The organism is Chryseobacterium sp. TB1-D10 (genome assembly GCF_059803555.1).
In genome coordinates this window covers 224,947-249,903 of the sequence record NZ_JAPFHB010000003.1, presented here as the reverse complement: position 1 = coordinate 249,903, position 24,957 = coordinate 224,947, and the positions used below count along the sequence as shown (strand labels likewise).

Annotated in this window: 25 protein-coding genes; 11 read left to right on the top strand and 14 right to left on the bottom strand. The window is 34.8% G+C overall.

The features are described 5' to 3' along the window. Nucleotides 1-233 precede the first annotated feature (233 nt). From OPU68_RS05660 to OPU68_RS05630, 7 genes are read right to left on the bottom strand one after another with little or no spacing between them, the layout of a single operon-like run. Nucleotides 234-947 carry a lycopene cyclase domain-containing protein gene (locus OPU68_RS05660; RefSeq protein WP_498473031.1) on the bottom strand — a complete coding sequence of 238 codons (714 nt, stop codon included), beginning with the start codon at nucleotides 945-947 and terminating at the stop codon, nucleotides 234-236. Then, a complete protein-coding gene (locus tag OPU68_RS05655; protein ID WP_498473030.1) occupies nucleotides 947-1,405 on the bottom strand; it encodes a sterol desaturase family protein in 459 nt (152 codons plus the stop codon). The genes OPU68_RS05660 and OPU68_RS05655 overlap by 1 nt, the downstream gene beginning before the upstream one ends. Beyond that, nucleotides 1,402-1,875 (bottom strand): SRPBCC family protein, encoded by a 474-nt coding sequence (locus OPU68_RS05650; protein ID WP_498473029.1) that lies wholly within the window; start codon nucleotides 1,873-1,875, stop codon nucleotides 1,402-1,404. The genes OPU68_RS05655 and OPU68_RS05650 overlap by 4 nt, the downstream gene beginning before the upstream one ends. 3 nt (nucleotides 1,876-1,878) lie before the next feature. Continuing rightward, entirely contained in the window at nucleotides 1,879-2,328 is a 450-nt protein-coding gene (locus tag OPU68_RS05645; RefSeq protein WP_498473028.1) for a hypothetical protein, read from the bottom strand. Next, nucleotides 2,325-3,161: a phytoene/squalene synthase family protein gene (locus OPU68_RS05640; RefSeq protein ID WP_498473027.1), complete on the bottom strand. Its 837-nt coding sequence runs from the start codon at nucleotides 3,159-3,161 to the stop codon at nucleotides 2,325-2,327. Before OPU68_RS05640 ends, OPU68_RS05645 begins: the two co-directional genes overlap by 4 nt. Further along, nucleotides 3,145-4,641 (bottom strand): bifunctional phytoene desaturase/3,4-desaturase, encoded by a 1,497-nt coding sequence (gene crtID, locus OPU68_RS05635; RefSeq protein ID WP_498473026.1) that lies wholly within the window; start codon nucleotides 4,639-4,641, stop codon nucleotides 3,145-3,147. Before crtID ends, OPU68_RS05640 begins: the two co-directional genes overlap by 17 nt. Nucleotides 4,642-4,644: 3 nt before the next feature. Continuing rightward, nucleotides 4,645-5,319 carry a MarR family winged helix-turn-helix transcriptional regulator gene (locus OPU68_RS05630; protein WP_498473025.1) on the bottom strand — a complete coding sequence of 225 codons (675 nt, stop codon included), beginning with the start codon at nucleotides 5,317-5,319 and terminating at the stop codon, nucleotides 4,645-4,647. Nucleotides 5,320-5,543: 224 nt separating this feature from the next. Between OPU68_RS05630 and OPU68_RS05625 the strand changes: the two genes are divergently transcribed. Next, on the top strand, nucleotides 5,544-6,104 hold the full coding sequence (locus OPU68_RS05625; RefSeq protein ID WP_498473024.1) for a tetratricopeptide repeat protein: 561 nt from the start codon (nucleotides 5,544-5,546) through the stop codon (nucleotides 6,102-6,104). Between the two features lie 55 nt (nucleotides 6,105-6,159). Here OPU68_RS05625 and OPU68_RS05620 read toward each other — a convergent pair whose 3' ends face one another. From OPU68_RS05620 to OPU68_RS05600, 5 genes are all read right to left on the bottom strand, one after another. Beyond that, the gene (locus OPU68_RS05620) at nucleotides 6,160-7,080 is read right to left on the bottom strand and encodes a DUF4349 domain-containing protein (protein WP_498473023.1); all 921 of its coding nucleotides are present in this window, start codon (nucleotides 7,078-7,080) and stop codon (nucleotides 6,160-6,162) included. Nucleotides 7,081-7,317: 237 nt separating this feature from the next. Next, the gene (locus tag OPU68_RS05615; RefSeq protein WP_498473022.1) at nucleotides 7,318-8,358 is read right to left on the bottom strand and encodes a hypothetical protein; all 1,041 of its coding nucleotides are present in this window, start codon (nucleotides 8,356-8,358) and stop codon (nucleotides 7,318-7,320) included. A gap of 90 nt (nucleotides 8,359-8,448) precedes the next feature. Continuing rightward, on the bottom strand, nucleotides 8,449-10,044 hold the full coding sequence (locus tag OPU68_RS05610; protein WP_498473021.1) for a peptide chain release factor 3: 1,596 nt from the start codon (nucleotides 10,042-10,044) through the stop codon (nucleotides 8,449-8,451). 414 nt (nucleotides 10,045-10,458) lie between these two features. After that, nucleotides 10,459-11,643 (bottom strand): MFS transporter, encoded by a 1,185-nt coding sequence (locus OPU68_RS05605; protein ID WP_498473020.1) that lies wholly within the window; start codon nucleotides 11,641-11,643, stop codon nucleotides 10,459-10,461. Nucleotides 11,644-11,729: 86 nt separating this feature from the next. After that, the gene (locus OPU68_RS05600) at nucleotides 11,730-12,821 is read right to left on the bottom strand and encodes a TlpA family protein disulfide reductase (RefSeq protein ID WP_498473019.1); all 1,092 of its coding nucleotides are present in this window, start codon (nucleotides 12,819-12,821) and stop codon (nucleotides 11,730-11,732) included. Nucleotides 12,822-12,921: 100 nt separating this feature from the next. On the opposite strand from OPU68_RS05600, the gene OPU68_RS05595 reads away from it, so the two are divergent. After that, complete coding sequence (locus OPU68_RS05595; protein ID WP_498473018.1) at nucleotides 12,922-13,833, top strand: glycosyltransferase family 2 protein; 912 nt, start codon at nucleotides 12,922-12,924, stop codon at nucleotides 13,831-13,833. After that, on the top strand, nucleotides 13,830-14,873 hold the full coding sequence (locus tag OPU68_RS05590) for a hypothetical protein (RefSeq protein ID WP_498473017.1): 1,044 nt from the start codon (nucleotides 13,830-13,832) through the stop codon (nucleotides 14,871-14,873). Before OPU68_RS05595 ends, OPU68_RS05590 begins: the two co-directional genes overlap by 4 nt. Here OPU68_RS05590 and OPU68_RS05585 read toward each other — a convergent pair. Then, nucleotides 14,870-15,958, bottom strand: coding sequence for an FUSC family protein (locus tag OPU68_RS05585; RefSeq protein ID WP_498473016.1), 1,089 nt, complete (start codon nucleotides 15,956-15,958; stop codon nucleotides 14,870-14,872). The two genes, OPU68_RS05590 and OPU68_RS05585, sit on opposite strands and share 4 nt — an antisense overlap. A gap of 148 nt (nucleotides 15,959-16,106) precedes the next feature. On the opposite strand from OPU68_RS05585, the gene OPU68_RS05580 reads away from it, so the two are divergent. The 8 genes from OPU68_RS05580 (at nucleotide 16,107) to OPU68_RS05545 (ending at nucleotide 23,357) form a co-directional block, all read left to right on the top strand. Beyond that, nucleotides 16,107-18,434 (top strand): ATP-dependent helicase, encoded by a 2,328-nt coding sequence (locus OPU68_RS05580; RefSeq protein WP_498473015.1) that lies wholly within the window; start codon nucleotides 16,107-16,109, stop codon nucleotides 18,432-18,434. A gap of 76 nt (nucleotides 18,435-18,510) precedes the next feature. Then, nucleotides 18,511-19,179 (top strand): ABC transporter ATP-binding protein, encoded by a 669-nt coding sequence (locus tag OPU68_RS05575; RefSeq protein WP_498473014.1) that lies wholly within the window; start codon nucleotides 18,511-18,513, stop codon nucleotides 19,177-19,179. Next, complete coding sequence (locus OPU68_RS05570; protein ID WP_498473013.1) at nucleotides 19,180-19,920, top strand: hypothetical protein; 741 nt, start codon at nucleotides 19,180-19,182, stop codon at nucleotides 19,918-19,920. Nucleotides 19,921-19,944: 24 nt separating this feature from the next. Next, complete coding sequence (locus tag OPU68_RS05565) at nucleotides 19,945-20,544, top strand: murein L,D-transpeptidase catalytic domain-containing protein (protein ID WP_498473012.1); 600 nt, start codon at nucleotides 19,945-19,947, stop codon at nucleotides 20,542-20,544. Next, nucleotides 20,544-21,221, top strand: coding sequence for a RadC family protein (gene radC, locus OPU68_RS05560; RefSeq protein ID WP_498473011.1), 678 nt, complete (start codon nucleotides 20,544-20,546; stop codon nucleotides 21,219-21,221). The genes OPU68_RS05565 and radC overlap by 1 nt, the downstream gene beginning before the upstream one ends. Then, nucleotides 21,221-22,126, top strand: a complete 906-nt coding sequence (locus tag OPU68_RS05555) for a hypothetical protein (RefSeq protein WP_498473010.1) — start codon at nucleotides 21,221-21,223, stop codon at nucleotides 22,124-22,126. The genes radC and OPU68_RS05555 overlap by 1 nt, the downstream gene beginning before the upstream one ends. Nucleotides 22,127-22,212: 86 nt before the next feature. After that, entirely contained in the window at nucleotides 22,213-22,722 is a 510-nt protein-coding gene (locus OPU68_RS05550) for a DUF7935 family protein (RefSeq protein WP_498473009.1), read from the top strand. 14 nt (nucleotides 22,723-22,736) lie between these two features. Then, nucleotides 22,737-23,357, top strand: coding sequence for an inorganic pyrophosphatase (locus OPU68_RS05545; RefSeq protein ID WP_498473008.1), 621 nt, complete (start codon nucleotides 22,737-22,739; stop codon nucleotides 23,355-23,357). Between the two features lie 265 nt (nucleotides 23,358-23,622). Here OPU68_RS05545 and mgtE read toward each other — a convergent pair whose 3' ends face one another. Further along, on the bottom strand, nucleotides 23,623-24,942 hold the full coding sequence (mgtE, locus tag OPU68_RS05540; RefSeq protein ID WP_498473186.1) for a magnesium transporter: 1,320 nt from the start codon (nucleotides 24,940-24,942) through the stop codon (nucleotides 23,623-23,625). Nucleotides 24,943-24,957 lie beyond the last annotated feature (15 nt).

Sequence of the window (24,957 nt, the reverse complement as noted above, 5' to 3'; positions counted from 1 at the left end):
CCTAAAGCTGACATCGAGGAATTCACTATTGATTCCCAATTTGCCAGATAATATTCGCAAGATTAAAAGTTGTAATTCGACTTTTAGTTCTTCTCTGGGCGCTGAAGCTTTGTATGAATTTCGTGATAAATGGAGGTTTACGGTCTGCTTTTCCATCTTTATTTATAGGAATCAGTTTCCCGATATCCAATATTTAGGCACAGATAGGAACTGGTTACAGGCTTTAATCTGATTCAATTAATATCTTCTTGCAATCCCTCAGAATCATTTTTTTTAAATTTAAAAAACAAAAACAAATTCCAAAGAATCATCTCGTAGCCGTAAAATACATCTTCAATCGGGATTGTGAGAATTCTGAAGCCAATGAAATTTTCGGGATTATAATTCACGATAGGAGAGTCCAGACCTGTTCCGGTTAGGATTCCATTAACTCCGAGAAATCCCGGCATTAAAATTAAATAGATGAAAGAAGCTTTTCCAATCCAATTTACTTTTAAAATAAATTTTAGTATCAACAGGCTAATTGATGCCGACAGAAATGTAACGAAAGTATAAATTCTATCGTGATAATAAAGCGCAATTCCCAAAAACATAATGGATGCGATCACAACAAATACTTTTTCAGAACTGGGTTTCCAATCAAGTTTGAAAAATTTGTCCAGACAGAAATAGGTAAAAACGCAAGAAAAAGGAATGCAGATGAAAAACATAATTTCTTCAATTGGCAATTCCGAAATTTTTAATCCTATTAAATACCGATAATTAAACCACCAAACACCATTTTTCGTAAACCAAATATCCCAGAGAATAAATACCAAACCTACCAAAAGCGACGCTTTGATAAAAGCACCAAAATGCCTGTAGAATTTGATCTTAAGATGAAAAGAAAAAATAAAACAGATGATGACTGTAAAAAAGTTAATCAGCAGATAAGTATATTGGATCATCAGGCTTTGTCTTTATTAAAATACATTTTAAAATATTTTACCGGTACCCAAAGAAATCCAAAACATTCGCCATCTTCCTTATTAATATGTTTGTGGTGCTGTTTGTGAGCACGTCTTATGGCCAGTAGATAGGGGTTTTTTGTATCCTTTAGAAACTTTATACGCTGATGAATAAAAATATCATGAACAAAGAAATACGACATTCCGTACAGTGTAATTCCAATTCCAATGTAGAACCAGATATCAAAATCATTCATCGTTCCAATGTACATCAGCACAATTGCAGGAATCGCAAAAATAACGAAGAAATAATCATTTTTTTCCAACGGAGGATCACTACTGTGGTCATGATGATCTCTGTGCAGAGACCACAAAAAACCGTGCATCACATATTTGTGAATAACCCAAGTGAAAGCTTCCATAAGGAAAAAAGTGGCCAGTATAATCAGGAAATTCATTTGCTTTCTCTTTTGTTGTTGAACATTACTTCCAAAACTTCGTGTCGGTAATCGAAGATATTTTTAAGCTTATTTTTCACAAAAAGTTTGTGAGCAATTTCACCTAAAAATCCCATCGGAAGCTCATAAGTTACCGTATCTTTTATCAAAACTCCATTTTCATTGGGAACAAATTCATGGAAATGATTCCACAATTTATAAGGTCCTTTTTTTTGAAAATCTGTAAAACTTTTCTGGAAATCTACTTGTGTAATTTGAGTCTGCCATTTCATCGGAATATTCAGTACCGGAGAAACTGTGTAGTCTATATGCATTCCTTCGTAGATCTCATCATTTTTCAGTTTTGTAATAACTGTGAAATTCATATCTTTTGGGGTGATGACAGCGAGGTTATTAGCAGACGAAAAAAACTGCCAAGCCTCCTGGATATCACAATTTATCTGTTGTGTTCTTATTAATGTATGTACCATTGTTCAATTTTTTAAAATTTGATAACCCATTTTTTTTAGAAAAGGATTTTGGATTTCTCTTATATTTTTGATAAGGAAATCCCTGTCTTCTTTCATATCATTTTTGTACCGCAGGAATGCCGGACTTTCTTTTTGTATTGCATATCTCAAAAACCGGGCTTCGAAAAGATCCGGCTGCTGGCTTATCGCGTTATCCAGATTTCTTTTACCATTGTTAAAACTTTTTAGTTTCTCAAATGGATTGTTGGTATGCTTTGCCCAGATGGTTTGCAATGCACCATAATAAGCTAAATAGATATTTTTGTTGTCATTTTTTTCAAATGTCTGCAGCATTTGTCTGCATAATTCTTTTTCAGAAATGGCGTTATGATAGTCATTTCTTATTTTATCAAGATCCAAAGTCTGTGTACTCATAAAAATAGGAAAAAATACCACAAAGCTCAAGATTTTCATATAGAAAACATTTTGTATTCCAGATAAGAACCCATCATCAGCGTTATCTTTTTGCTGTTAGAAATCCTGATTCTTTGATTAATAATTTTACTGGCAGATGTTTTCTTAATCTTTTTAAACAAAGAAATATAATATCTGTAAGCCAGATAAACGCCGAATCTGGAAGAAGGCGGAAGTTTTTTGATTCCTTCCAGAGCTTCCCGAAATTCAAATGCAATCTCTTTTTCTATTTCGGCCTTCACCTGATTGTCAAACGCTGCGATATCAACATTCGGGAAATAAGTTCTTCCCAAAACATCGTAGTCATCTTTCATATCCCGAAGGAAATTCACCTTCTGAAAAGCCGATCCAAGCATCATTGCAAAAGGTCTTAACCTTTCAAATTCCTGCTTATCACCTTCAACAAAAATATGAAGACACATTAAACCAACCACTTCTGCCGAACCCAAAATATACTCTTTATAAAGTTCTGAATTATAATCAATCTTATGAAGATCCATCTCCATACTATTGAGAAATTGTTTGATGAGATCGTGGTCTATCTTATATCTACTGACCGTTTCTTGGAAAGACTGCAGAATAGGATTGAGGGAAATATTCTCTTCCAGAGCCAAAAAAGTCTCATCCCGAAATCTGGACAAAAGCTTCTGTTTGTCGAAACCATGAAAGCTATCTACAATTTCATCCGCCAATCTTACGTAGCCATAAATGGCGTAAATTGGATTTCTGATCTTGGAAGATAATGCCAAAATGCCCAGCGAAAAACTTGTGCTGTACTGCTTTGTGGTCTGTTTGCTTATCTTGAAGGATAGGTCATCAAATAGTTTTTTCATAGCTAGATGTTATTTGTTTATTGGCTTCTGTTGCGGCAATTTTTCCGGAGATGATGCTTGGTGGAACACCTGGGCCTGGAACCGTCAATTGTCCTGTATAAAATAGATTTTTTATTTTTTTATTTCTGAGAGAAGGTTTCAGTACTGCTGTTTGGGCTAGTGTATTGGCTAATCCGTAAGCATTTCCCTGAAAAGCATTATAATCCTTTTCGAAATCATTGATGCAGTAACTTCTTTTATAATCAATTTTTAAAGCTAAATTTTCTGTCTTTGTATGTTTTTCCAATCGGCTGATCATTTCCAGAAAATATTTTTCCCGCATCTCATCAGAATCTGAAATTCCGGTAGCAATTGGCATTAATAAAAACACATTTTCACAGTCTTCCGGTGCTACATTTTTGTCGGTTTTGGAAGGACAACAAACGTAAAACAAAGGTTTGGAAGGCCATTTTTTATCTTCATAAATTTCCTTGGTGTGTAGATCCAGATCATTTTCGAAAAACAATGTGTGGTGTTTCAGATTCGGGATTTTTTCTTTGATTCCAAGATAAAATATGAGACAGGAAGGCGCAAAGGTTTTCTTTTTCCAATAATCTTCATCGTAATTCCGGTATTCTTTTGCCAACAATTTGCTCTCTGTATGTTCATAATCGGAAGATGCAATAATGGAATCAAATTCAATTTTTTCTCCGTTGACTATGATTGCGTTTGCTTTTTTATCATTAATGACAATCTGCTCAACATCAGCATTTAAATGGAACTTAACACCTTGTTCAGCAGCAATTTCCTGCATCGCTTCTATAATTTTGATGAAGCCGCCAATCGGATACCAGGTTCCTAATTTGTAACCGCCGTAATTCATCAAACTGTATAAGGCCGGAATATCTTTTGGTGCTGCACCGAGGAAGATCACAGGAAATTCCATCAGCGTTATCAGTTTTGGATTGGAAAAATATTTCCGAACAAATTGGCTGAAATCTGTTAACAAATCCAGACTGAAAGCACTTTTTAGAATCTTAATCGAAACAAATTCTAACCAGGAATTACATGGTTTGGTAACGTAATCCTTCATCCCGACTTCGTACTTGAACTGCGCATCTTTCATAAATTCTTCCAGCTTTTTCCCTGCGCCTTTCTCTGTTTCTTCAAATAGAATTTTCATAGCATCAAAATCCTGAGGAATTGCCATCAAACCATCAGAAAAAACCATTTCAAATTGCGGATCTAGCGGAACCAATTGGTAAAAATCAGAAGCCTTTCTATTAAAATCATGAAAGAAATTTTCAATGATATCCGGCATCCAGTACCAGCTTGGACCCATGTCAAAAGTGTACCCGTTTTCACTCTGGAAACTTCTGGCACGTCCGCCCACGCTGGTGTTTTTCTCGAAAACATAAACTTCGTGACCTAGTTTTGCGGAGTAAGCTGCAGCTGAAATTCCTGAAAATCCGGAACCTATGATGGCAATTTTTTTCTTCATATTTTAATTTTTCCCGAAAGAATAATCTTTGTAAACCGTTTCTACAAGATTTTGGCTGTCAATGTTTCGTGAGAATATGGGCTGGTGGAATTTATCCAATTTAATAAGGATTCTTATCAGTTCCATTTTTTCTGTGTGGGTTAGATCTCCGCTCACAATTTGGGTTGCATACCGGATTTTCTCCATTTGATTGTCTAACGCAGAAACGCCTTCTTCCGTAACATGAAGCACTTTTGACCTCTTATCTATTGCAGAATTGGTTTGTTCTATCCAGCCTTGTTTTATCAATCGATTAATGATCAGAATTCCGGAAGATTTATCGTGAATATTCTTTTTAATAAGTTCCGTTTTCGTCATAGATCCGAATGCTTTTAGATTGATCATATAGCTAAACTCATCCTGCGTATGAAAATCAGAATTAGCGATGGCTGACTTAGAATAATTTTTAGCATATCTATTGAGGTGAACCAATAAAGTGCTGATGTAACTTTCAGCTGTTCTACCATTTTCTTTTCCTTCCCACTGCGGTTCTGCACCTGTTGAAGGATTTTTCTTTAATTCAAAATTAGAGATCCAGGATTTAAAGCCTTCAATATCACAAGTGTAACCATTGTTAATAGTTTCATCTTCAAATTTTTCTGCAAGATCTATAATTTGTTTTAGTAAATTAATATCCAATTGTGTCAATTTTTAGTACGTAAATATACTAATTTTCATGCCAATACTGAACTGTGAATCCAATTTTCTTAAAAAATAATCTTAAAATGCGATATGAGTTTTAAACTTTCTTAATTATGAGTCGATTTTCGTTAACGAAGTCTTAAAAAATTTAAAGTTTGAAAATTTTTTGGGTTTGTGGAACCGTTGTTGTCATTCTTATAACAACATTAAAACAAAAAGTTATGAAAACGGAAATGAAAATTAAAAGCTTGTTTTTTGGAGTAACAATGTTGACAGCAGGTTACGTAAATGCACAAACGACGCAAACAACATCTGATAGTGTAAAAACTGAAACAAACGCAACAACACAAACAAACGCTGCAAATCCAACAATTGATGCACTTATAAAACAAATTGCTTCAAAACCAGATGATACGCAGGCAATGGTGACACTGGCAACCGCTTATCAGGATGCAGGCGACTGGAACTCCGCAATTGCAACGTGGAATAAAATTACAACCGTGATTCCGGACTGGGCACCAGCCTACTACAGTATTGGCTATGCCAATCAATCTGCTAAGAATAATGCAGGTGCAAAAGCGGCTTACGAACAATATATTGCTAAAGTAAAACCTGCGGAAATTGATGCTGCGAAACAGAATTTAGCTTATGCATATTTCTTCATTGCGTTCCAAGATAAGGATACTGATAAGGAAAAAGCAAAACAATATATTGCGAAATCATTGCAATATGATGGTTCAAATCAAGATGCGCTTAATCTAAGCAAAAGCTTGATGAACTAATAAACACACTATTCTATTATAGAAAAAGACGCTTAATTTAAGCGTCTTTTTCATTTTAAGAATCCTGGTTTGTATCTTTATTCTCTGGTATATTTTGATCTTTATTATTTTTCTTTTTGTAGAAATAATATCCAATTCCTGCAATTAGAAATACAGGCCAAAAGGGAAGGAGAAATAATAAAATGCTTCCAATGACATCCCAGCCTGAGGAAACTGCGTCTATGGATTTTGAACCGAAACTTTTGTCTTTGTCATCTTCAGCTGGATGAAGTTTGTTGCCGTAGAGTGTAATTTCGATGTCGCACATTCTGTTTTGATTGTAATCGTTTCCGACAATTTCAACATTTTTATTTTTCACAGTTCCAAGATCTGCCAATTCCTCAACTAGATAATCAAATTTCTGAAGCGGAACTTTCGCTGTGATATAGTAGGTCTGGAATTCATCATTACTTATCAGATTTTCAGTTTTGATGATGCCATCATACTTTCGGACTTGCTCCTGAACCAAATATTTTCCGGTTGCAATATCATCAACATTAATTTCTACATAGCCTTTCTTCATAATCGAAGCTGGTTTTGGTTTGTCTCTGTAAACGATTTTATTTACAGTTTTCGTTACAGGTTTCGGAATTTCTTTTTTTATTGAATTTTTTATCGAATCCAGATTGGAACTGATTTTTTTCTCATCAATTTCTTTTTTAAATTTCTCAACATCTTTGGAAATGGAATCGATTTTTTGCTTGCTGTCGTCAAAAGCTTTTTCAATTTCTTCTTTATTTTTGATAAGATCTTTAGCTTTCAGATTAACTGAATCTACAATTGTATTAGCTGTAGAATCAAAATTTTCTGCGTTTTCTGAAGCTTTATCAATTAACGAATCTGCATTGCTGATAGTTTCATTTGCACTTTGGATTTCTGCTTTATTGCACATTGTGAGTGTCGTCAGAACAAAAACGGTCAATATTAATTTTTTCATGTTGGATAATTTTATTGATGTAAAACTACCAAGGCTGTCAAAGATTAATTTGTAAATGAAATGGATTGTTTTTGTAATATTTTAATAGCTTGAAAATCAAGATTTTGAATTTGTTTTACAAGTGATTTACAATAATTTTTAAAAATTGTTTTTAAAAAAAAGTATAATGCAGAATATTGTTTCTTTAATTTTTAGTTATAATACCTGGGATAAGGTTATAGAGAAAAATAAGAGATATTATTCTTTCTTTTCTAAAGAATCCAAATAAATCAAAAAGCTTTCAAATTCAAGTTTATTTTTTAATAAATCATCAAACATAGCACCAGTTTCTCGCATAAAATTTCGACTATTATAAGGTGATTGCTTTGCCGCAATTATGAAATTATATGGCGTAAGATGTCTTAGTCTAAGTTCAGAATTTGATGCATCCACAATTTTTCCATTAATTATTGCTGCACCATCATCATACTCTTGTCTGCTAATTATCTTTTTTCCTATTAATCCATATTCCTCAGTATAGTAACCCCACATTTCTTTATATAATTCAATATCATCTTTTTTTAAATCATAAATTCCTGTGGTTTCTTCTGCCTTAGCTTGAATATAAATAAAGGATTTATAGTATGAATCACTAACATAAACAGCCATTTTTTCAATTTCAATTTGTTCAATTCCTAATAAGATTTTAGTTTTACTTAAGGGCTTAAATATATCAATAAACATTGCTCTTTGACCTCTAAACCACCAAATTGGATCTCCAGTTGCGTAATTTCCATTTGTTCTGAATCTTATAGGTTCTTTTAAAAGAATTTTTAATCTTTTATTTGCTTCTTCAGCATCATACCATCTTAAACCTCTTTGTCCAGGAAATGCTTTAGCTATTCTATAGGAAAAAAATGATGTGGAATGTTCTGTAATTAAAGGAAGCTCTTCTTCAAAGTTTCTATAATCCTTACTTTTATAAAGGGTAGATTTTAAGTATATTGATTTTGAAAAAAAGAATAATGCAACTAGAATTATTAATGTACATAAACTAATTAGCGTATTATTAATTCTTGTACTTTCAGTAAAAAATAAAAGTGAATTTGAATACAAATCTCTAAATGAAATATTTAGAATTAAACTTTTACATAATAAGAATATAGTAGCGCAAATGCTTCCTAAAATTGCAATGATTCCAGCAGATATAACTTTACTCCAAACAGCGTCAGTCCAAATGTTTTTATAGAAGTTAGTTTCTTTAAATATTTGATAAAATTTTGTAATCTTGTCAACCATTAATTAGAAATATTAATAGTCAAATATAAATTATTTTTCTTAAAAAATAATACTAAAAAAATCCGCAGAAAACTCTGCGGATCATATATTTTACTCTGCCGTAGCAAACTCACTTATGAAATGCAGCTTCACATTCGGAAACTTCTCCTGCGTCATCACGATCGTGAAAGATGAATCTGCCAAGAAAACCAATTGGTCATATTTGTCTCTTGCCAAGAATCTCTGCTTCAATCGCGCAAATTCCTGGAATTCCTCAGACCTTTCATCAGCCTCAACCCAACAAGCTTTGTGGATTCCGATAGGTTCGTAAGTACATTTTGCACCGTATTCGTGCTCCAAACGATATTGAATAACTTCGTATTGCAGCGCTCCAACCGTTCCGATGATCTTTCTGTTGTTCATTGTCAATGTGAAAAGCTGAGCAACACCCTCGTCCATCAGTTGGTCGATTCCTTTAGCTAACTGTTTAGCTTTCAATGGATCATCATTGTTAATATAACGGAAATGTTCAGGAGAGAAATTCGGAATTCCTTTGAAACTGATCTTCTCGCCAGCTGTCAAAGTATCGCCAATTCTGAAATTTCCAGTGTCATGAAGTCCCACGATGTCGCCAGGGAAACTCTCGTCCACAACTTCTTTTTTGTCCGCAAAGAAAGCATTAGGAGAGGAGAACTTCATTTTTTTGCCTTCTCTTACAAGCAGGTAATTTTCATTTCTTTTGAATGTTCCGGAAACGATTTTAACAAACGCCAAACGGTCTCTGTGCTTCGGATCCATATTTGCGTGGATTTTGAACACAAATCCAGTGAAATTTTTCTCTTCAGGCTTCACAACTCTTGTCGAACTTTCCTTTGGCTGAGGCTTCGGCGCAATCTCGATGAAAGCATCCAACAACTCACGAACTCCAAAATTATTCAATGCCGAACCGAAGAAAACCGGTTGCAAGTCACCTTTCATATAATCATCCCGGTCAAATTCCGGATAAACAGATTCTACTAATTCCAATTCTTCACGAAGCGTCGCAGCTGCTTTTGCACCAACCAACTCATCGATTTGAGCATCATTGATATCATCAAACTTAATAGCCTCACCAACTTTCTGTTTTTTCTCTTCCAAAAACAATTGGATATTCTTTTCCCAAATATTATAAATCCCCTGAAAATCCGCTCCCATACCGATTGGCAGAGAAAGTGGCGTCACACGAAGACCCAATTTCTGTTCCACTTCATCCAGCAAATCGAAGGCATCTTTACCTTCACGATCCAATTTGTTGATGAAAACCAACATCGGAATATTTCGCATTCTACAAACCTGAACCAACTTTTCCGTCTGTTCTTCAACACCTTTAGCAACGTCGATCACAACAATTACGGAGTCAACAGCCGTCAATGTCCTGTAAGTATCTTCAGCAAAATCCTTGTGACCTGGCGTATCCAAAATATTGATCTTATATCCTTTATATTCAAAAGCCAAAACCGAGGTTGCTACGGAAATCCCTCTTTGACGCTCGATTTCCATAAAATCGGAAGTTGCTCCTTTTTTGATCTTGTTGGATTTCACCGCTCCCGCTTCCTGGATCGCTCCTCCAAAAAGTAGAAGTTTCTCTGTAAGCGTCGTTTTTCCTGCATCGGGGTGAGAGATGATCCCGAAAGTTTTTCTCCTGCTGATTTCTTGTTCTAAAGACATAATAAAATTTGAGACTGCAAAAATCGTGTTTTTTATCGAATTCTGAAAATCGAGTTTTTAATTATGGATGATAATAATTTTGGCAGCTATTTCCGCCTTCTGTTCTCAATCTTTTTGCCTGGCTTTTCCAGCCACAAAAAAGGATTTCCACTCAAGTCGGGCTGCAGATTTTGCAGACTAAGAAACTTTCACAAAAATATATTGTCTGTCATTCTCAGAAAAACTCTTTAGTTCAGCTCAGTGTGACAGTTCCAGTATTAACTTTTACATCAAAAAAATGTCAGTCTGAGTGGAGTTGGAAACGTCAGTATTATCAGTCTGAGGCTCTCGAAGACATATAAAAACTAAATTTCCTTATAAATAAAAATTGAGATTTCGGATGCTAGTAATATGAAATATTTCCAGATTCTGACCTTATTCAGACAGTTTCGTTTTAAGAAAATAGGCCAACGCCAATCCTAACAAAACAATCGCAATGCTGAATGGGAAAATATATGCCAATCCAAAATAATCAGCAACGCCGCCAATCAATGGACCAGTAATACCTAAAGAAAGATCGATAAATAATCCGTAACCGGCCAAAGCAGAACCTTTGTTAGAAGAAGAAACGGTTTTCATTGCCATTACGCCCAAAGCAGGAAAAATTAATGAAAAACCTAATCCTGTAATTCCTGCACCCAACAAAGCGAAGTACGGATGTGTTGCCAGACAAATGATCGTCAATCCCAATGTTTCAACAGTTAAACTGGCAATTGCGACATTAATTCCGCCAAATCTATTGATTGCATTACTGAAAATCAATCTTGAAATAACAAATAATATCCCGAAAACCGAGAGACAAAGTGCGCCGTTTTCCCAATGGTGAAAATCGTAGTACAAAGTGATAAAAGTGGAAATAGTTGCAAATCCCAATCCACCCAATGCCAAACACATTCCGAATGGCGCGACTTTTCCAAGAACATTCCAGAAGGATTTTTGTGTTTCCTCAGATTTTTTTCCGGTTTTATTTTCCTTGGTTCTGGCAAAAAAATATCCGATTAATCCTAAAATAACAATCAGAAATCCCAATCCGTAAAAACTGAAACTCTTTACAATCATAACACCCAAAGAAGCACCTAAAGCCAACGCGCCATAACATGCAACACCATTGTAAGAAATTATTTTTGCAGTATGTTTTTCTCCGAAAGTCATAATTGCCCAATTAATGGGACTTGCACCAATCATTCCTTCGGCGCAACCTGTCAATAATCGAGTTATGATAAGAAATACAAGACTCGTAATAGGAGAGAATTTAAAATAAAAAGCAGCAATCAAAATAAAACCTGTTGCAGAAAAACTCAGCATACTCGCCAAAACTGCAGGTTTCGGACCTTTGTTATCTACTATTTTTCCAGAATACGCCCTCATCACAAACGTCATTACATATTGCAGACTGATCACAATTCCTGCAACCAACATACTGAATCCCAAACCCTGATGAATGAAAATAGGTAAAACAGAAAGCGACAATCCGATAATGAAATAACCTATAAATGTGAAAAAAATATAAGAAATAAGTGAAGCAGAAGTATTCCCTGATTGATCAATCGTTGCATCCATAACTGAAAAATTAATCTGCAAAGATACCTCGGAAAATAATTTTACAGAATTTTATAATATTAAGAAATGGATAATTTTACCAAATGTCAATTCAAATAATTTTTCAAAAATTCTGTGATTATATCCAATTCGCCGTAAGTTCTTTTGATAATATTCCCATCAGAATCTACCAAAATTTGCAGCGGATAACCTGCAGCATTCAGCTTTTTCGGGAATTCCTTGTTTTTATCAAAATAATTTTCCCAGGTGACATTATTTTTTTTCAGGATTTGTTTCGCTTTATCAATTCTATCAGGTGTTTGCTCATCCGTAACTGAAATAAAATTGACGCCTTTATCCTTGTATAGACTATAAAGTTCTACCAATTTTGGCATATCCTTTATACAAGGTTGACAAAATGTTGCCCAATAATCAATCAGAGTTAGTCTGTGATTTTTGAAAGTTTCTTTTGATAAATGATTATTGTTATCAAGATTAATATTTGGGAAAATATTATCAGCTTCCAATTTCAAAAGTTTGCTGAATTCGTTATACACAAAAGTTTTTTTAACTGTGGTATCAAATAATTTTAAATTTTCAGAATAGATTGGTTGATAGCCATATTTGGAAAGGTCATCCACCATTTCCCACAATGCCACAAAGGATTTTGTATTTTTTTTAATATAATTTTGAAGTTCTAATTCTTTAGCATTAATATCTTTAGGATCATTATTTTCAAAAGGCTTTAGTTTTGAATTAGATTTTTCAAGAATTATTTTAAGCTTATCATACTCGATATTTGCAGGAGAAGATGCTAAAAAGTCGTAGTTCAGTTCATTGTCTTTTATTAATAATTTTAAATTACCGTTTTCAATAAAAAATGTTTTGGACTGCATCCCATAATTTTTGACAGCATCATAGTAAGAAACATTTGCAGGCTGTGGATAAGCCATTTTTGTAATGATTTTCACATTTTCAGAGACTGGAAGCTTGATATCGCCTTGCTCGTTGATTACTTTTGAGCCTGTGGTTGATAATTCGTAATGATGTAAAAGATGTGTATTTCTTGCACCGCTAGGATAGGTGATATAAATAGAATCTATCTTTAAATCAGGTAATTGAATTTCCAGGCTTGACTTTTTTTGTGAAAAATATAATTGGATAAATAAAAGTAAAAATAGAAGTGTTAATTTTTTCATTATTAATAAATAAGTGATTTTTAAAAATACATTTTTTTGAGCAATGGTAAAAATTACGGCAAATTCAGTAACTTTCCGCATCTAATATTTTTGATTCAATTTGAAATTCCTCATCATTATCCCGGCACACAACGAAGAAAGTAGCATTTCATTTTGTTTGGAATCTTTGCAGAAGCAGAGTTTTCAGGATTTCGTTTGCATAGTTGTGAATGATGGTTCTACCGACAGAACCTCGGAAATTATTAATCATTTTAAAAGTCAGGATCTAAGGTTTAGAATTTTGGATTTGGAAACATCTGAACATCAGCCTGGTGCGAAGGTTGTCAGAACTTTTAACAAAGGTTTGGAATCTATTGATATTAATGATTTTGACGTGGTTTGTAAATTTGATGCAGATATTGTTTTCCCCCGGAATTATTTAGAAAAAGTAAATCAGGTTTTTGAAAAAAATCCCAAATCCGGCGTTGTTTCCGGTTTGGTTTATATCAGGAATTATAAGCAAAATCCTCAGATTAAAAATCTCAAATTACCAAGTGAAAATATTTTTGATTTCAACAATACAAAAAAGGACTGGGTTTTCGAAAGTTTATCATCCAAAGATCACGTTCGTGGTCCAATAAAAGCTTACAGGAAGACTTGTTTCGACGATATGAACGGTTTGCGTGCAGTTTTGGGCTGGGATAATCTGGATGTTTTGCTGGCAAAAAAAAATGGTTGGGAAGTTGTGACGATTAAGGATCTTTGGGTAAAACATTTGCGTCCTACAGCTTATAAATACAAAGATCAAAAGGCGGAAAAACTCGGTCAGTATTTTTATAATATTGGTCTTAATCTGCCTTTAGCAATGATTTCTTCTGCAAAATCCAGTTTTAAAAACCGTTCCGCAAAAGAGTTTTTGATTACAATTAATTCCTTTTTAAGTCAAAAAGAAAAACGAGATCTGAATAAAGATGAAATCAAATTTATCCGAAATCTACGCTGGAAAGAGTTCTTCAAAAACTTCGGATTATGAAGAAAATAGCTTACATAGAACTGGATACACACGCAGAATTAGCCAACAATTTTTTTGAACTAGCAAAGGATTTGCCTGAAATTTCTGTAGATTTTTATTTCTCAGAGAAGATTTATAAAATTCTGAAGTTGCATTACGAAAATGTTTTCCTGACGGATTATTCCGAGCTTTTGGAAGTCTTGGAAAAGAAAAAATATGATTTGGTAATTATTGGAACTGTTCATCGCCATTTTATTTTTTACAAAATGCTTGCAGAGAAATTTAATACGGCGGTTCTGGTCCATAATCTGAACTTTACAAAAGCTAAAAAATGGCAGTTGTTCAAAAGTATTTTCAAGAAAGATCAGCAATACAGACTCAAGTTATTATTAAAAGAAGGATTATTTGAAGCGCCAAAAGTCTACCAGAAAGCAAAATATCTTTTGGGAATAGACGAATTAACATCAAAGAAAAATAATTTGAAATTCTTCCCGATTTATTTCAATCAGTTTAATTTTCAGGCTTCGGAAAAAGATTTAATTAGAATTGTAATTCCTGGTGCAGTTTCCCAGAGCAGACGAGATTACTTTTCTTTCCTTGAAAAGCTGAAAAACTTTAAAGATATTAATCAAAACTATGAAGTTATTTTTCTTGGAAAAGCTTCCGGTAAAGAATTAGAAATATTGAAGTTAATTATAAATGATATTCCTCAATTTGTTAATATTCAATATTTTGAAGAAAAAATTTTACAAAAAGAATTTGACCAATGGATGTTGAAATCTGATGTTTTATATTGCCCAATTCAAACTGAAACCGAATTTTTTTCCATAAAAGAAATTTATGGGAAAACAAAAATCAGCGGAAATATTGGTGACGCTGTCAAATATGGTAAACCAGCTATTTTCCCATCTAGTTATCCTTCTGATTTAGAATTTGTTAATGAGGAAAAATCAGATTTGCAAACTCAATTTTCAGAAACGAAAAATCAGAAATTTAATTTTGATAATTACTCAAAAGAAAAAGTTTCTAAAAGATTGAAATTGCTTCTTGAAAACCTTTAAATTTTATCTCTCTGAAAACTTTTCTTCAAAACCACTTTTGATCTTCTCAGATGCTTAATAGAATTGAATCTGATTCTTTCATTATATAAAAACCATCCGCCAATGCAACCTATTGCACTTCCAATTAATATTTCTATCAGTCTCATTTTTAATAAGTAATCAGGATCAAGTGAAGTAGCGCTTCCGGTTTCGGCAAGCAAAATTCCCATTGGTGTGAGAAACATAACTGCTAATGCGTAATGCCTTGTGATCAGCATCTCCACTATGACCTGTAAACTGATAATACAAACACAAATCCACAAAGGAGAAGTCACGTAGGAGAATATCAACCAGGCAATTCCAAGTCCGATGGTTGTTCCTATAATCCTGTGCACACCTCGTTTCCAGATATGATATTGATTCACACCTTGTAAAACCGCCAAACTGGAAATCGGAATCCAATAAGGATAATCGAGTTGAAAAAACTTACCAATAAACACCGAAACCAACATACAAATCCCAATGATAAAGGATTCTACGAGATTGACATAAGGATTTATGTTAAAAGTTGTTACGCTTTTATTTAATTTCTTTTTTGAAATCAACAAACTATAAATCAAACAAATAAGACAAGCGCTCAAAGTTCCAATCGTGAAAATCCCAACGCGTTTTGGAAGCAATTCCGGCGCGTGTGGAAGTCCGATTGCCATTGAGGCCATCATTATAAAGAAAAAACTTCCCGGCGGTTTTAGATTAAAATATCTTGCAACAAAGTAAGCAACCGTAGATATAATCCCGAAAACCAAAGATGCAATCCAAAGATTAAAACTAAACGCCAATCCCAAACTATACGAAATAATCATCCCAAACGAGCAGACAGACATCTTCATCATCGTCTCGATAAATCCACTGTTGCTGGGAATATAAATGATGACCAATCCCGCAAGACTAGCTGTGAGAGCAGACCTGATGTCGCCCAAAAAGTAGCCAAACATCAAAGGAATTCCAACCGCAAGTCCCGCCAAAAAAGGAATATGCCAGCTTCTCGGCGAAGGTTTTAATTTGAAAAAGGAGAGGAGTTCGTTTTTAAGATAGTCAGATTTCAAACTTTGATTTTATTAGATTTAGTAGTGTTCAAGGGTTTCATTTTTTACAAGTGCAAAATTACCCATAATCGACCAAAATCAAATGATAATGGACTGGAAAATTGCATAAAAAACGCTATTTTTGTTATCTTAAAATTTCGAGAATAGAATGGATTATCTGAAAGGACTGAATGAGCCTCAGCTTGAGGCAGTTACCACATTACAAGGACCGTTGATGGTTTTGGCAGGCGCAGGTTCCGGCAAGACCAGAGTTCTGACAATGCGGATTGCCCATCTGATAAAAAATGGAGTAGACCCTTTCAATATTTTGTCGTTGACGTTTACCAACAAAGCGGCGAAGGAAATGAAGGAGCGTATCGCAAAAGTCGTAGGTCCAAGTGATGCGAAGTCGCTTTGGATGGGAACTTTTCACTCGGTTTTTGCCAGGATTTTGAGAAGTGAAGGTCACTATCTCGGCTATCCATCCAACTTCACGATTTACGATATGCAGGACGCACTGAATGTGATGAAGAAGGTCATCAAAGACCTAAACATCGATTCAGAAATCTATAAAGCTAAAAAAGTTCTTTCGAGAATTTCTCAGTATAAAAATAATCTTATTACTGTCAACGCTTATTTCAACAATCCTGAATTAATGGAAGCTGATGAAAAAGCGAATATGAGACTGATTGGCGAGATTTATAAAAAATATGTAGAAGCCTGTTTCCGAAACGGCGCAATGGATTTCGATGATTTATTGTTGAAAACCAATGAATTACTCACGAGATTTCCAGAAGTTTTAGCAAAATATCAAGACCGATTCCGATATATTCTGGTGGATGAGTACCAGGATACAAATCATTCTCAATATTTGATTGTCAAAGCTTTAGCTTCCAAGTTTGAAAATATTTGCGTGGTTGGGGACGATGCACAATCCATTTATTCATTCCGTGGTGCGAATATTTACAACATTCTGAATTTCAAAAAAGATTATCCGGATGCGATAACGGTTTCCTTGGAACAAAACTATCGTTCGACACAAAATATTGTTGATGCAGCAAATGTTGTGATTTCCAAAAACTTACAGCAATTTAAGAAAAATGTTTTCAGTGAGAACGAAGTCGGGGAAAAGATAAAAGTTTACCGAAGCCTTTCTGATGCGGACGAAGCCAACTTTGTCTCTGCCAATATCTACGAAAAACACAATACCCAACAACGCCATTTCTCGGATTTTGCAATTCTTTACAGAACCAATTCGCAAACCAGAGCGTTTGAAGATGCGTTGAGAAAAAAGAACATTCCGTACCGGGTTTACGGCGGATTGTCTTTCTATCAAAGGAAAGAAGTGAAGGATTTGCTGGCTTATCTTAGGCTTTTGGTAAATGAAAACGATTCTGAAGCTTTAGCAAGAATCATCAATTTTCCGGCAAGAGGAATCGGCGAAACGACTCAGAATAAGCTAATTGTTTTCGCAGATTCTCAGAATGTTCCAACAACTCAGGTTTTGGACAACCTCGGATTTTATGCGCCACAATTAGGCTTGAATAATGGAATCCTCACAAAACTCGGCGATTTTTGGGCGATGATAAAAGCCTTCCAGGTGATGTTGAAAACTGAAAATGTTTACGACGTTGCGATGGAAGTGGCAAAACGAAGCGGACTTATTAAGTTATTGAAAGAAGACCAAACGCCGGAAGGTGTTTCCAGAGTGGAAAATATTCAGGAATTGCTGAACTCGATGCAGGGTTTTATCGAGGAGCAAATTCAGGTGGAAGATGGCGATCCAAGTTTGTCCAATTTTATGGAGAATATTGCATTATCTGCTGATACTCAAAATGATAAAGATGATGATACAAACAAAGTTTCGTTGATGACCATTCACTTGTCAAAAGGATTGGAATTTCCTGTAGTTCACTTGGTTGGATTGGAAGAAAATCTTTTCCCGAGCTTTATGAGTTCGTCCACACGAGAAGAATTGGAAGAAGAAAGACGTTTGTTTTATGTCGCTTTGACAAGAGCAGAAAAAGAAGTTTTCTTCACTTATGCCGTTTCCAGATTCCAGTGGGGAAAAATTACAGATGCGGAACCTTCAAGATTTTTAAGCGAAATCGATTCGAAATATCTTGAGATGATAAATCCAGTCACAGAACTGAAATTCATCAACCGTTCCGGCCTGGACTCCAATATCTTCGATGATGCGCCTTCCGAACCTCGATTTTTTAAAAAGAAAGAGGAAAAGAAAACACTGGAACGAAACTTAAATGTTACACCACCAAAGCAACTGAAACATGTTGCAACAGCAAGAATCATCAATCCTGCCGGACAATCCTCACAAGATATAGAAGTGGGAGATATGGTGAGACACGACCGTTTCGGTGTTGGAGAAGTGAAATTCCTGGACGGAACGGACCCTCAAAACATCAAAGCTAAAGTGATTTTCAAAAATGAAGGCGAGAAAAATCTTATCCTGAAATTTGCTAAATTGACGAAGATTTAAGAAACAAGAAAAAAGTCAAAAGATTCAAAAAAATAAAAAAGCTAAAAGCAATTTGCCGGAAGCCAAAAGCAATACTATGATTCGAGCAAAAAAAATACATAAATTCTACGGAACTCTGGAAGTTCTGAAAGGCGTTGACATCACGATAAAAGCCGGAGAAGTGGTCTCAATCGTTGGAGAATCCGGTGCAGGAAAATCCACGCTTCTTCAAATTCTGGGAACTTTGGATAATCCTTCTGACCCTGATAAATACGGAACCGACATCGCTTTAGACGGCAATAGCTTTCTGAAAATGAAAGACCGTGAATTGTCAAAATTCAGGAATAAAAATATTGGTTTTGTGTTTCAAAATCATCAGTTATTGCCGGAATTTACGGCTTTGGAAAATGTTCTTCTGCCATCCAGAATTGGCGGAATTTCCGAGAAAGAAGTTTTGGAAAAAGCACATTCTTTATTCGAAGATTTGAATATTGCGAGCCGATTGCATCACAAGCCATCTCAACTTTCCGGCGGTGAATCTCAGAGAGTTGCTGTTGCAAGAGCTTTGATTAATTCTCCAAAAATTATCTACGCCGATGAACCAACAGGAAACCTCGATTCCAAAAATGCAGATGCGCTTCATCAATTATTTTTTGATTTAAGGGACAAGTATCATCAGACCTTTGTCATCGTAACCCACAACTCTGTTTTGGCAGAAAGCACGGATAGAAAGTTGGTGATGAAGGATGGGCAGATTGTTTTGTAAATGAATAGAATTTTTACAATATTCTTCCTTTTAATTTTAATCCCGAATATAACATATTCGCACGATGGTTCTGATATTCGTTATTTAAAATCATCTGAATTAAATGAAAGTTTAATCGGAAAATTTGTGCATTTTGATTTTTATAATCGTTCTTTTTTAGGGAAGAAAATCGACAAAATAGAGTTAAAAATCAATCATAAATTAATTAAGTTTACAGTGGTTAGAAATGACGATGGCCATAACAATTGGTTTGCAAGACAATCATTAATATCAGAGGATAAAACTTTACAGATTTCAAAATTTCAAATCAGAATTTTCGATAAGAATAAAGTTTATGCAACAGCTTTTTTAAATCATATTAAAAATAATAAAATTGATAAATCTGAGTTGGTAAATATATTTATTCCAAGAAACAAGATTACTGAAATTTTAGTCGATTCAAAACAGACAGAAGTAGTTAAAATTTTAAATTATAATGCAATTGGTTGTACTTGTGCACAATGGGGTTACAAAAATAAAAGGGGAGAAAATGAATATTTTTATTTAGAGCCAATAAATAAAAATTTAATAGAAGCTAATAAACTATGGAATGGTACAAACCTGCCATTGATTGTAAAAGTCACAGGGAATTTAATCCGTGAAAACGATTATCCAGAACACTTCACAGGACAACATCTAAACAAGGGAGCTGAAAAAGGAAAGGTTTTCAGATATATCAAAATTGAAGTTTTAAAGAAATAAATTAATTAATATGTAAAAACACAAATGAAACAATTTCTACTTTTATTTTTTTCATTTATTTTAATTTCCTGCGAAGTAAAATCTCAGGAAAAGCAATCCATTCAATACGCAAGTCCCGAAGCGAAAATCTCTCAGAAAATAGCTGATTTAAAAGCGTTTTTGAAAGAGTCAAATTACAATTCAGATAAAGCTTTTCTGATTGATTTCTCAATCTCTTCTTCCAAATTCAGATTTTTTGTGGTTGATTTAAAGACCGGAAAAATTATCCAGAAGGGATTAGTTGCTCACGGTGACGGTTCGGAAGACGGAAAAATTAATGGCGTTTTGAAATTCAGTAATATTGATGGTTCGCATTGTTCCTCTTTGGGAAAATATGTCATCGGGGAAAAATACATAGGAAAATTCGGGATGTCTTACCGGTTGACCGGACTTGATGAAACCAACAGCAATGCAAGAAGCAGAGCTATCGTTTTGCACAGATTAAGTTGCGTTCCGGATGTGGAGCAGAAGGATGAGATTTGTTTAAGTTTCGGTTGTCCAATGGTTTCTGATGATTTTTTCAAAATTCTGGAGCAACATATCGATAAATCGAATAAAAAAATAATTCTTTACGCTTATAATTAATGAACCTAAAATCCCTTGCGGAAGACGACCGCCCAAGAGAAAAATTCCTATTGAAAGGGAAATCGGCAGTTTCGGATTCGGAGCTGTTGGCCATCATTATGGGAAGCGGGAATCGGGATGAATCTGCTGTGGAATTGGCAAGACGGATTTTGAATTCAGTCGAAAACAATTGGCATAGGCTCAGCCAGCTTTCTTTACAGGATTTAATGAAATTCAAAGGAGTGGGCGAGGCAAAAGCCATTTCTATTGCAACTGCTTTGGAAATTGGAAATCGAAGATCACAGCAGGAAGTAATCGAAAGACAACAGATCACCAGCAGCAAAGACGCTTTCGATATTTTACAACCGCATTTATCTGATCTTTCGACGGAAGAATTTTGGGCGATTTTCCTCAATCATCAAAACAAAATATTGTACAAAACCTGCCTTTTCCGAGGTGGAATTGCGAGTTCTGTTGCGGATGTTCGTGTGATTTTCAAAACGGCTTTGGAGCATTTCTCAACACAAATTATCGTAGCTCACAATCATCCGGCAGGAAGTCTCAAACCTAGCAAAGAAGATATCAACATCACACAAAAAATAAAGGAAGCCGGGAAATTATTAGACATCGATTTGTTGGACCATTTGATTCTGACGCAGAATAAATATTATAGTTTTAAAGACGAAGGGATTTTGTAATGATAAAACGAATAAAGTATCAAGATATTGATTTTGAAAAATATAGCATATGCATAGAAAATTCTGTTCAGAAAAAATTTTATGCAGAAAAAATATTTCTTGACATCAGCACAAAAGAGAATTGGGAAATACTGGTTTATAATGATTATGAAGCTGTAATGCCAATTCCTTTTATTAGAAAATTAGGTTTCAAAATTGTTATCAATCCTAAACTTTGTCAGCAATTAGGTATATTTTCGAAAGTTGAATCAAAGGAAATTAATGATCTTTTCTATCAATTTCTGAATAAAAATTATATTGTTTGGTATTACGCTTTCAATGATTCCAATACATTCTCAAAAGCTTTAAAACAGAGAAATAATTTTTTAATATTTCCTGATAAATACGAAACTGTCAAACAAAAATATTCTCCTAAAAGAAAGAGAAAACTGCGGTTGGATAAGGAAGTTATTGATAATTCTGAAGTTATTAAAAATCCTGATTTGGAAGTCGTCAAAAATTTCATTCAGAAAACAGGACTTGGTGCTGAAGATAAAGATTTACAGGATTTCATCAATCTTCTCTCAGATTTTCATAACAATGACAAGCTGGATTTTTACGGTTTTTTTTACCATAACAAACTCATCAATCTTATTGCAATCTACGGAGAAAAGTATTCTTTGGCACTTTTAGGAACTTATAACGAAAGGGAATTTGTGAAGCTGAGCGGTTCATCTTTTCTTATTGATAAAGTAATTTCTGAAAATATAGAAACCAAAATATTTGATTTCGAAGGCAGCGAAGTACCTGCGGTAGAAGAGTTTTTCAGAGGTTTCAGACCAGAATTAAGACCTTATTCCTGCATTCAGAATAGCAAAGTTGAAGTTGTAAAAGAGATTCTTAAAACAATATTTTTCCTTAAATAAAAACTTAATAAATAATTCTTTTTAACATTGATTAAAAATCTCTTTTTTTAATCAAAATGTATTAATTTTGCAGTCCGATTTCAGATATGTTTGATTCAGAATATTTTCCCTACGCTGCTGCGATGATCATTGCTTTGCCTTTTTTGGTATTTGCCCGCCAGTTTGTTCACGGTTTTATGAAACTTAAAAAGCAGGAGATTAATTTCCTTGCCACCAAAACCAACAGCGAGATCAAACTTCAGGCTCTGGAAAGGATGACTTTGTTTTTGGAAAGATTAAAACCATCAAATCTCGTGATGAAATTTGATAAAAACCTTCAGCCACACGAGTTTGTTTTCCTGACTGAGAAAAATATCACCGAGGAATTTGAATATAATGCCTCTCAGCAATTGTACATTTCAAAATCCTCCTGGCAGGACATCATCACCAGCAAAAATAATATTTTACAAAGCCTTCGCAAAACCTATGAAGACTTGAATGAAAACTCAAAACTGGAAGATTTCAAAACCGTTTTCCTGATGAGTTACCTGGATTCCGAAGACTATATTTCCGACACGATTGAAAATCTCAGAAAAGAACTTAACAAAATAATATAAACACTAAAAGATACATGATTCCAAATTTTAAAGCCCATCCGTGGCACGGGATTTCAGCTGGAGACAACGCTCCGGAAGTTGTAAACGTTTTCGTAGAGATCGTCCCTACAGACACTATCAAATATGAAGTTGACAAAGAAAGCGGCTATCTGAAAGTAGATCGTCCTCAGAAATTCTCCAACATCATCCCGGCAATGTACGGTTTCGTTCCAAGAACATATTGCGAAGAAGAAGTGAAAAATCTTGCCGTTGCAACCGGCGCAACAGACGTTACAGAAGGCGATCACGATCCTTTGGACATCTGCGTTTTGAGTTCTCACAATTTCACCTCCGGTAACATTCTTTTGCAGGCAATTCCAATCGGTGGTTTCCAAATGATTGACAAAGGAGAAGCAGATGACAAGATCATCGCAGTTTTGGTGGAGGATCAGGTTTATGGCCACATCAGAGACATTTCTGAATTACCGGCGGCAGAAGTTAACCGTCTTTTGCATTACTTCTTAAGCTATAAAAACTTACCAACTGAGCCCGCAAAAGTAAAAATCGATTTGATTTACGGCGCAGACCAAGCAAAAAAAGTTGTCGTAGCATCACAAAAAGATTACACAGACAATTTCGTTGACAAATTGAAATAAGAATTAGATTCAAAATACCAAATGCCATCTTTTCAAAGATGGCATTTTTATTTTAATTATTTGGGCGCCTTTATCCGTCTTCCGTTCCCAATCTTTTTGCCTCGCTTTTTCCAGCCACAAAAAGGATTTCCACTCAAGCCGGGGCGCGCTTCGCCAAGATTGAAGATTTGTCAATAATTTGAATTTAAAAATAAAAAGCAATTTCTTCTAAAGCTGATATTAGAGGTGTCAAACCGAGCGGAGTCGAAATGCTTTATGAAGATAATTAAAGAAGTTTCCCGGTAAGAAATAATCCGGCAACAGAGAAATAAATGATCAATCCGGTAACATCCACTAGTGTTGCCACAAATGGCGCAGAAGAAGTCGCTGGATCCAGTTTTAGTTTTTTAAGAACAAACGGAACCATAGATCCGGAAATTGTTCCCCAAAGTACGATCAGCATTAGAGAAATCCCGATACTCAGTCCAACAAAAGCCCAATGTTCTCCATAATCGAAGAGTCCGACTTTCTGCCAGAATGCAATCCTCATAAATCCAATAATTCCTAAGATACTTCCAAGAAATATTCCGGTAAAGATTTCCTTTTTCATCACATACCACCAGTCTTTCAAACCAATTTCCTGAAGCGCCATTGCACGGATAATCAAGGTAGCAGCCTGTGAACCGGTGTTTCCACCACTTGAAATAATTAATGGAACAAATAGCGCCAGAACAACCGCTTTCTGAATTTCATCTTCAAAATAACCCATTGCAGAAGCCGTCAGCATTTCTGAAAAGAAAAGCACAATCAGCCAGAATCCACGTTTCTTAACCATTTCGAAAATAGAAGTCTGCGTGTAAGGCATATCCAACGCATCCAAACCTCCAAACTTCTGGATATCTTCAGTATTCTGAGATTCGATTTGATCTAAGATATCATCGATGGTTACGATTCCAACCAAAACGCCATTTTCTGTTATGATCGGCAATGCACTTCGGTCATATTTTTCAAAATAGGGAACTGCATCTTCTTTGGAAGTTGTGGTTTTGATGGCTACAAAATGATCATCGGTAAGCTCAGAAATCAATTGATCTTCATCTGCCAATAGGAGAGAGCCAATGGTAATATCATCGATCAAAATATTTTTTTCATCTACAACATAAAGAAAGTTAAGCGTTTCCACTTTCTTTCCCACTTTTTTGATTTGCTGCAGACATCTTTTTACAGTCCATTCTTTTCTGATCTGAACGTAATAAGGTGTCATCAAACGCGCGATAGAATCGGCTTCATAACCTAAAAGCTTCAAAGCAACGCGGCGTTCCTGCGGATTTAGAAGGTTGATAGAAGACTTTATTAATTCATCTGGAAAATCCTCGAAAAGCTGAGTTCTGTCATCAGGGGACATTTCGTTTAGAATGTCAGAAACTTCGTGGCTTGCAATGCTTCTGATCGTTTCTTCCTGGAAATCAGGGTCTAAGTGAGAAAAAACATCTGCTTTTTCAGATTTCGGTAATTTCAGAAATTGCAAAAGACGTTCTTTCACTGGCAATTTGCTCAGTGATTCTGCTACGTCAGCTGGATTTAATATGATTTCCGGATTCTCGATTGTTTAGAATTTTGC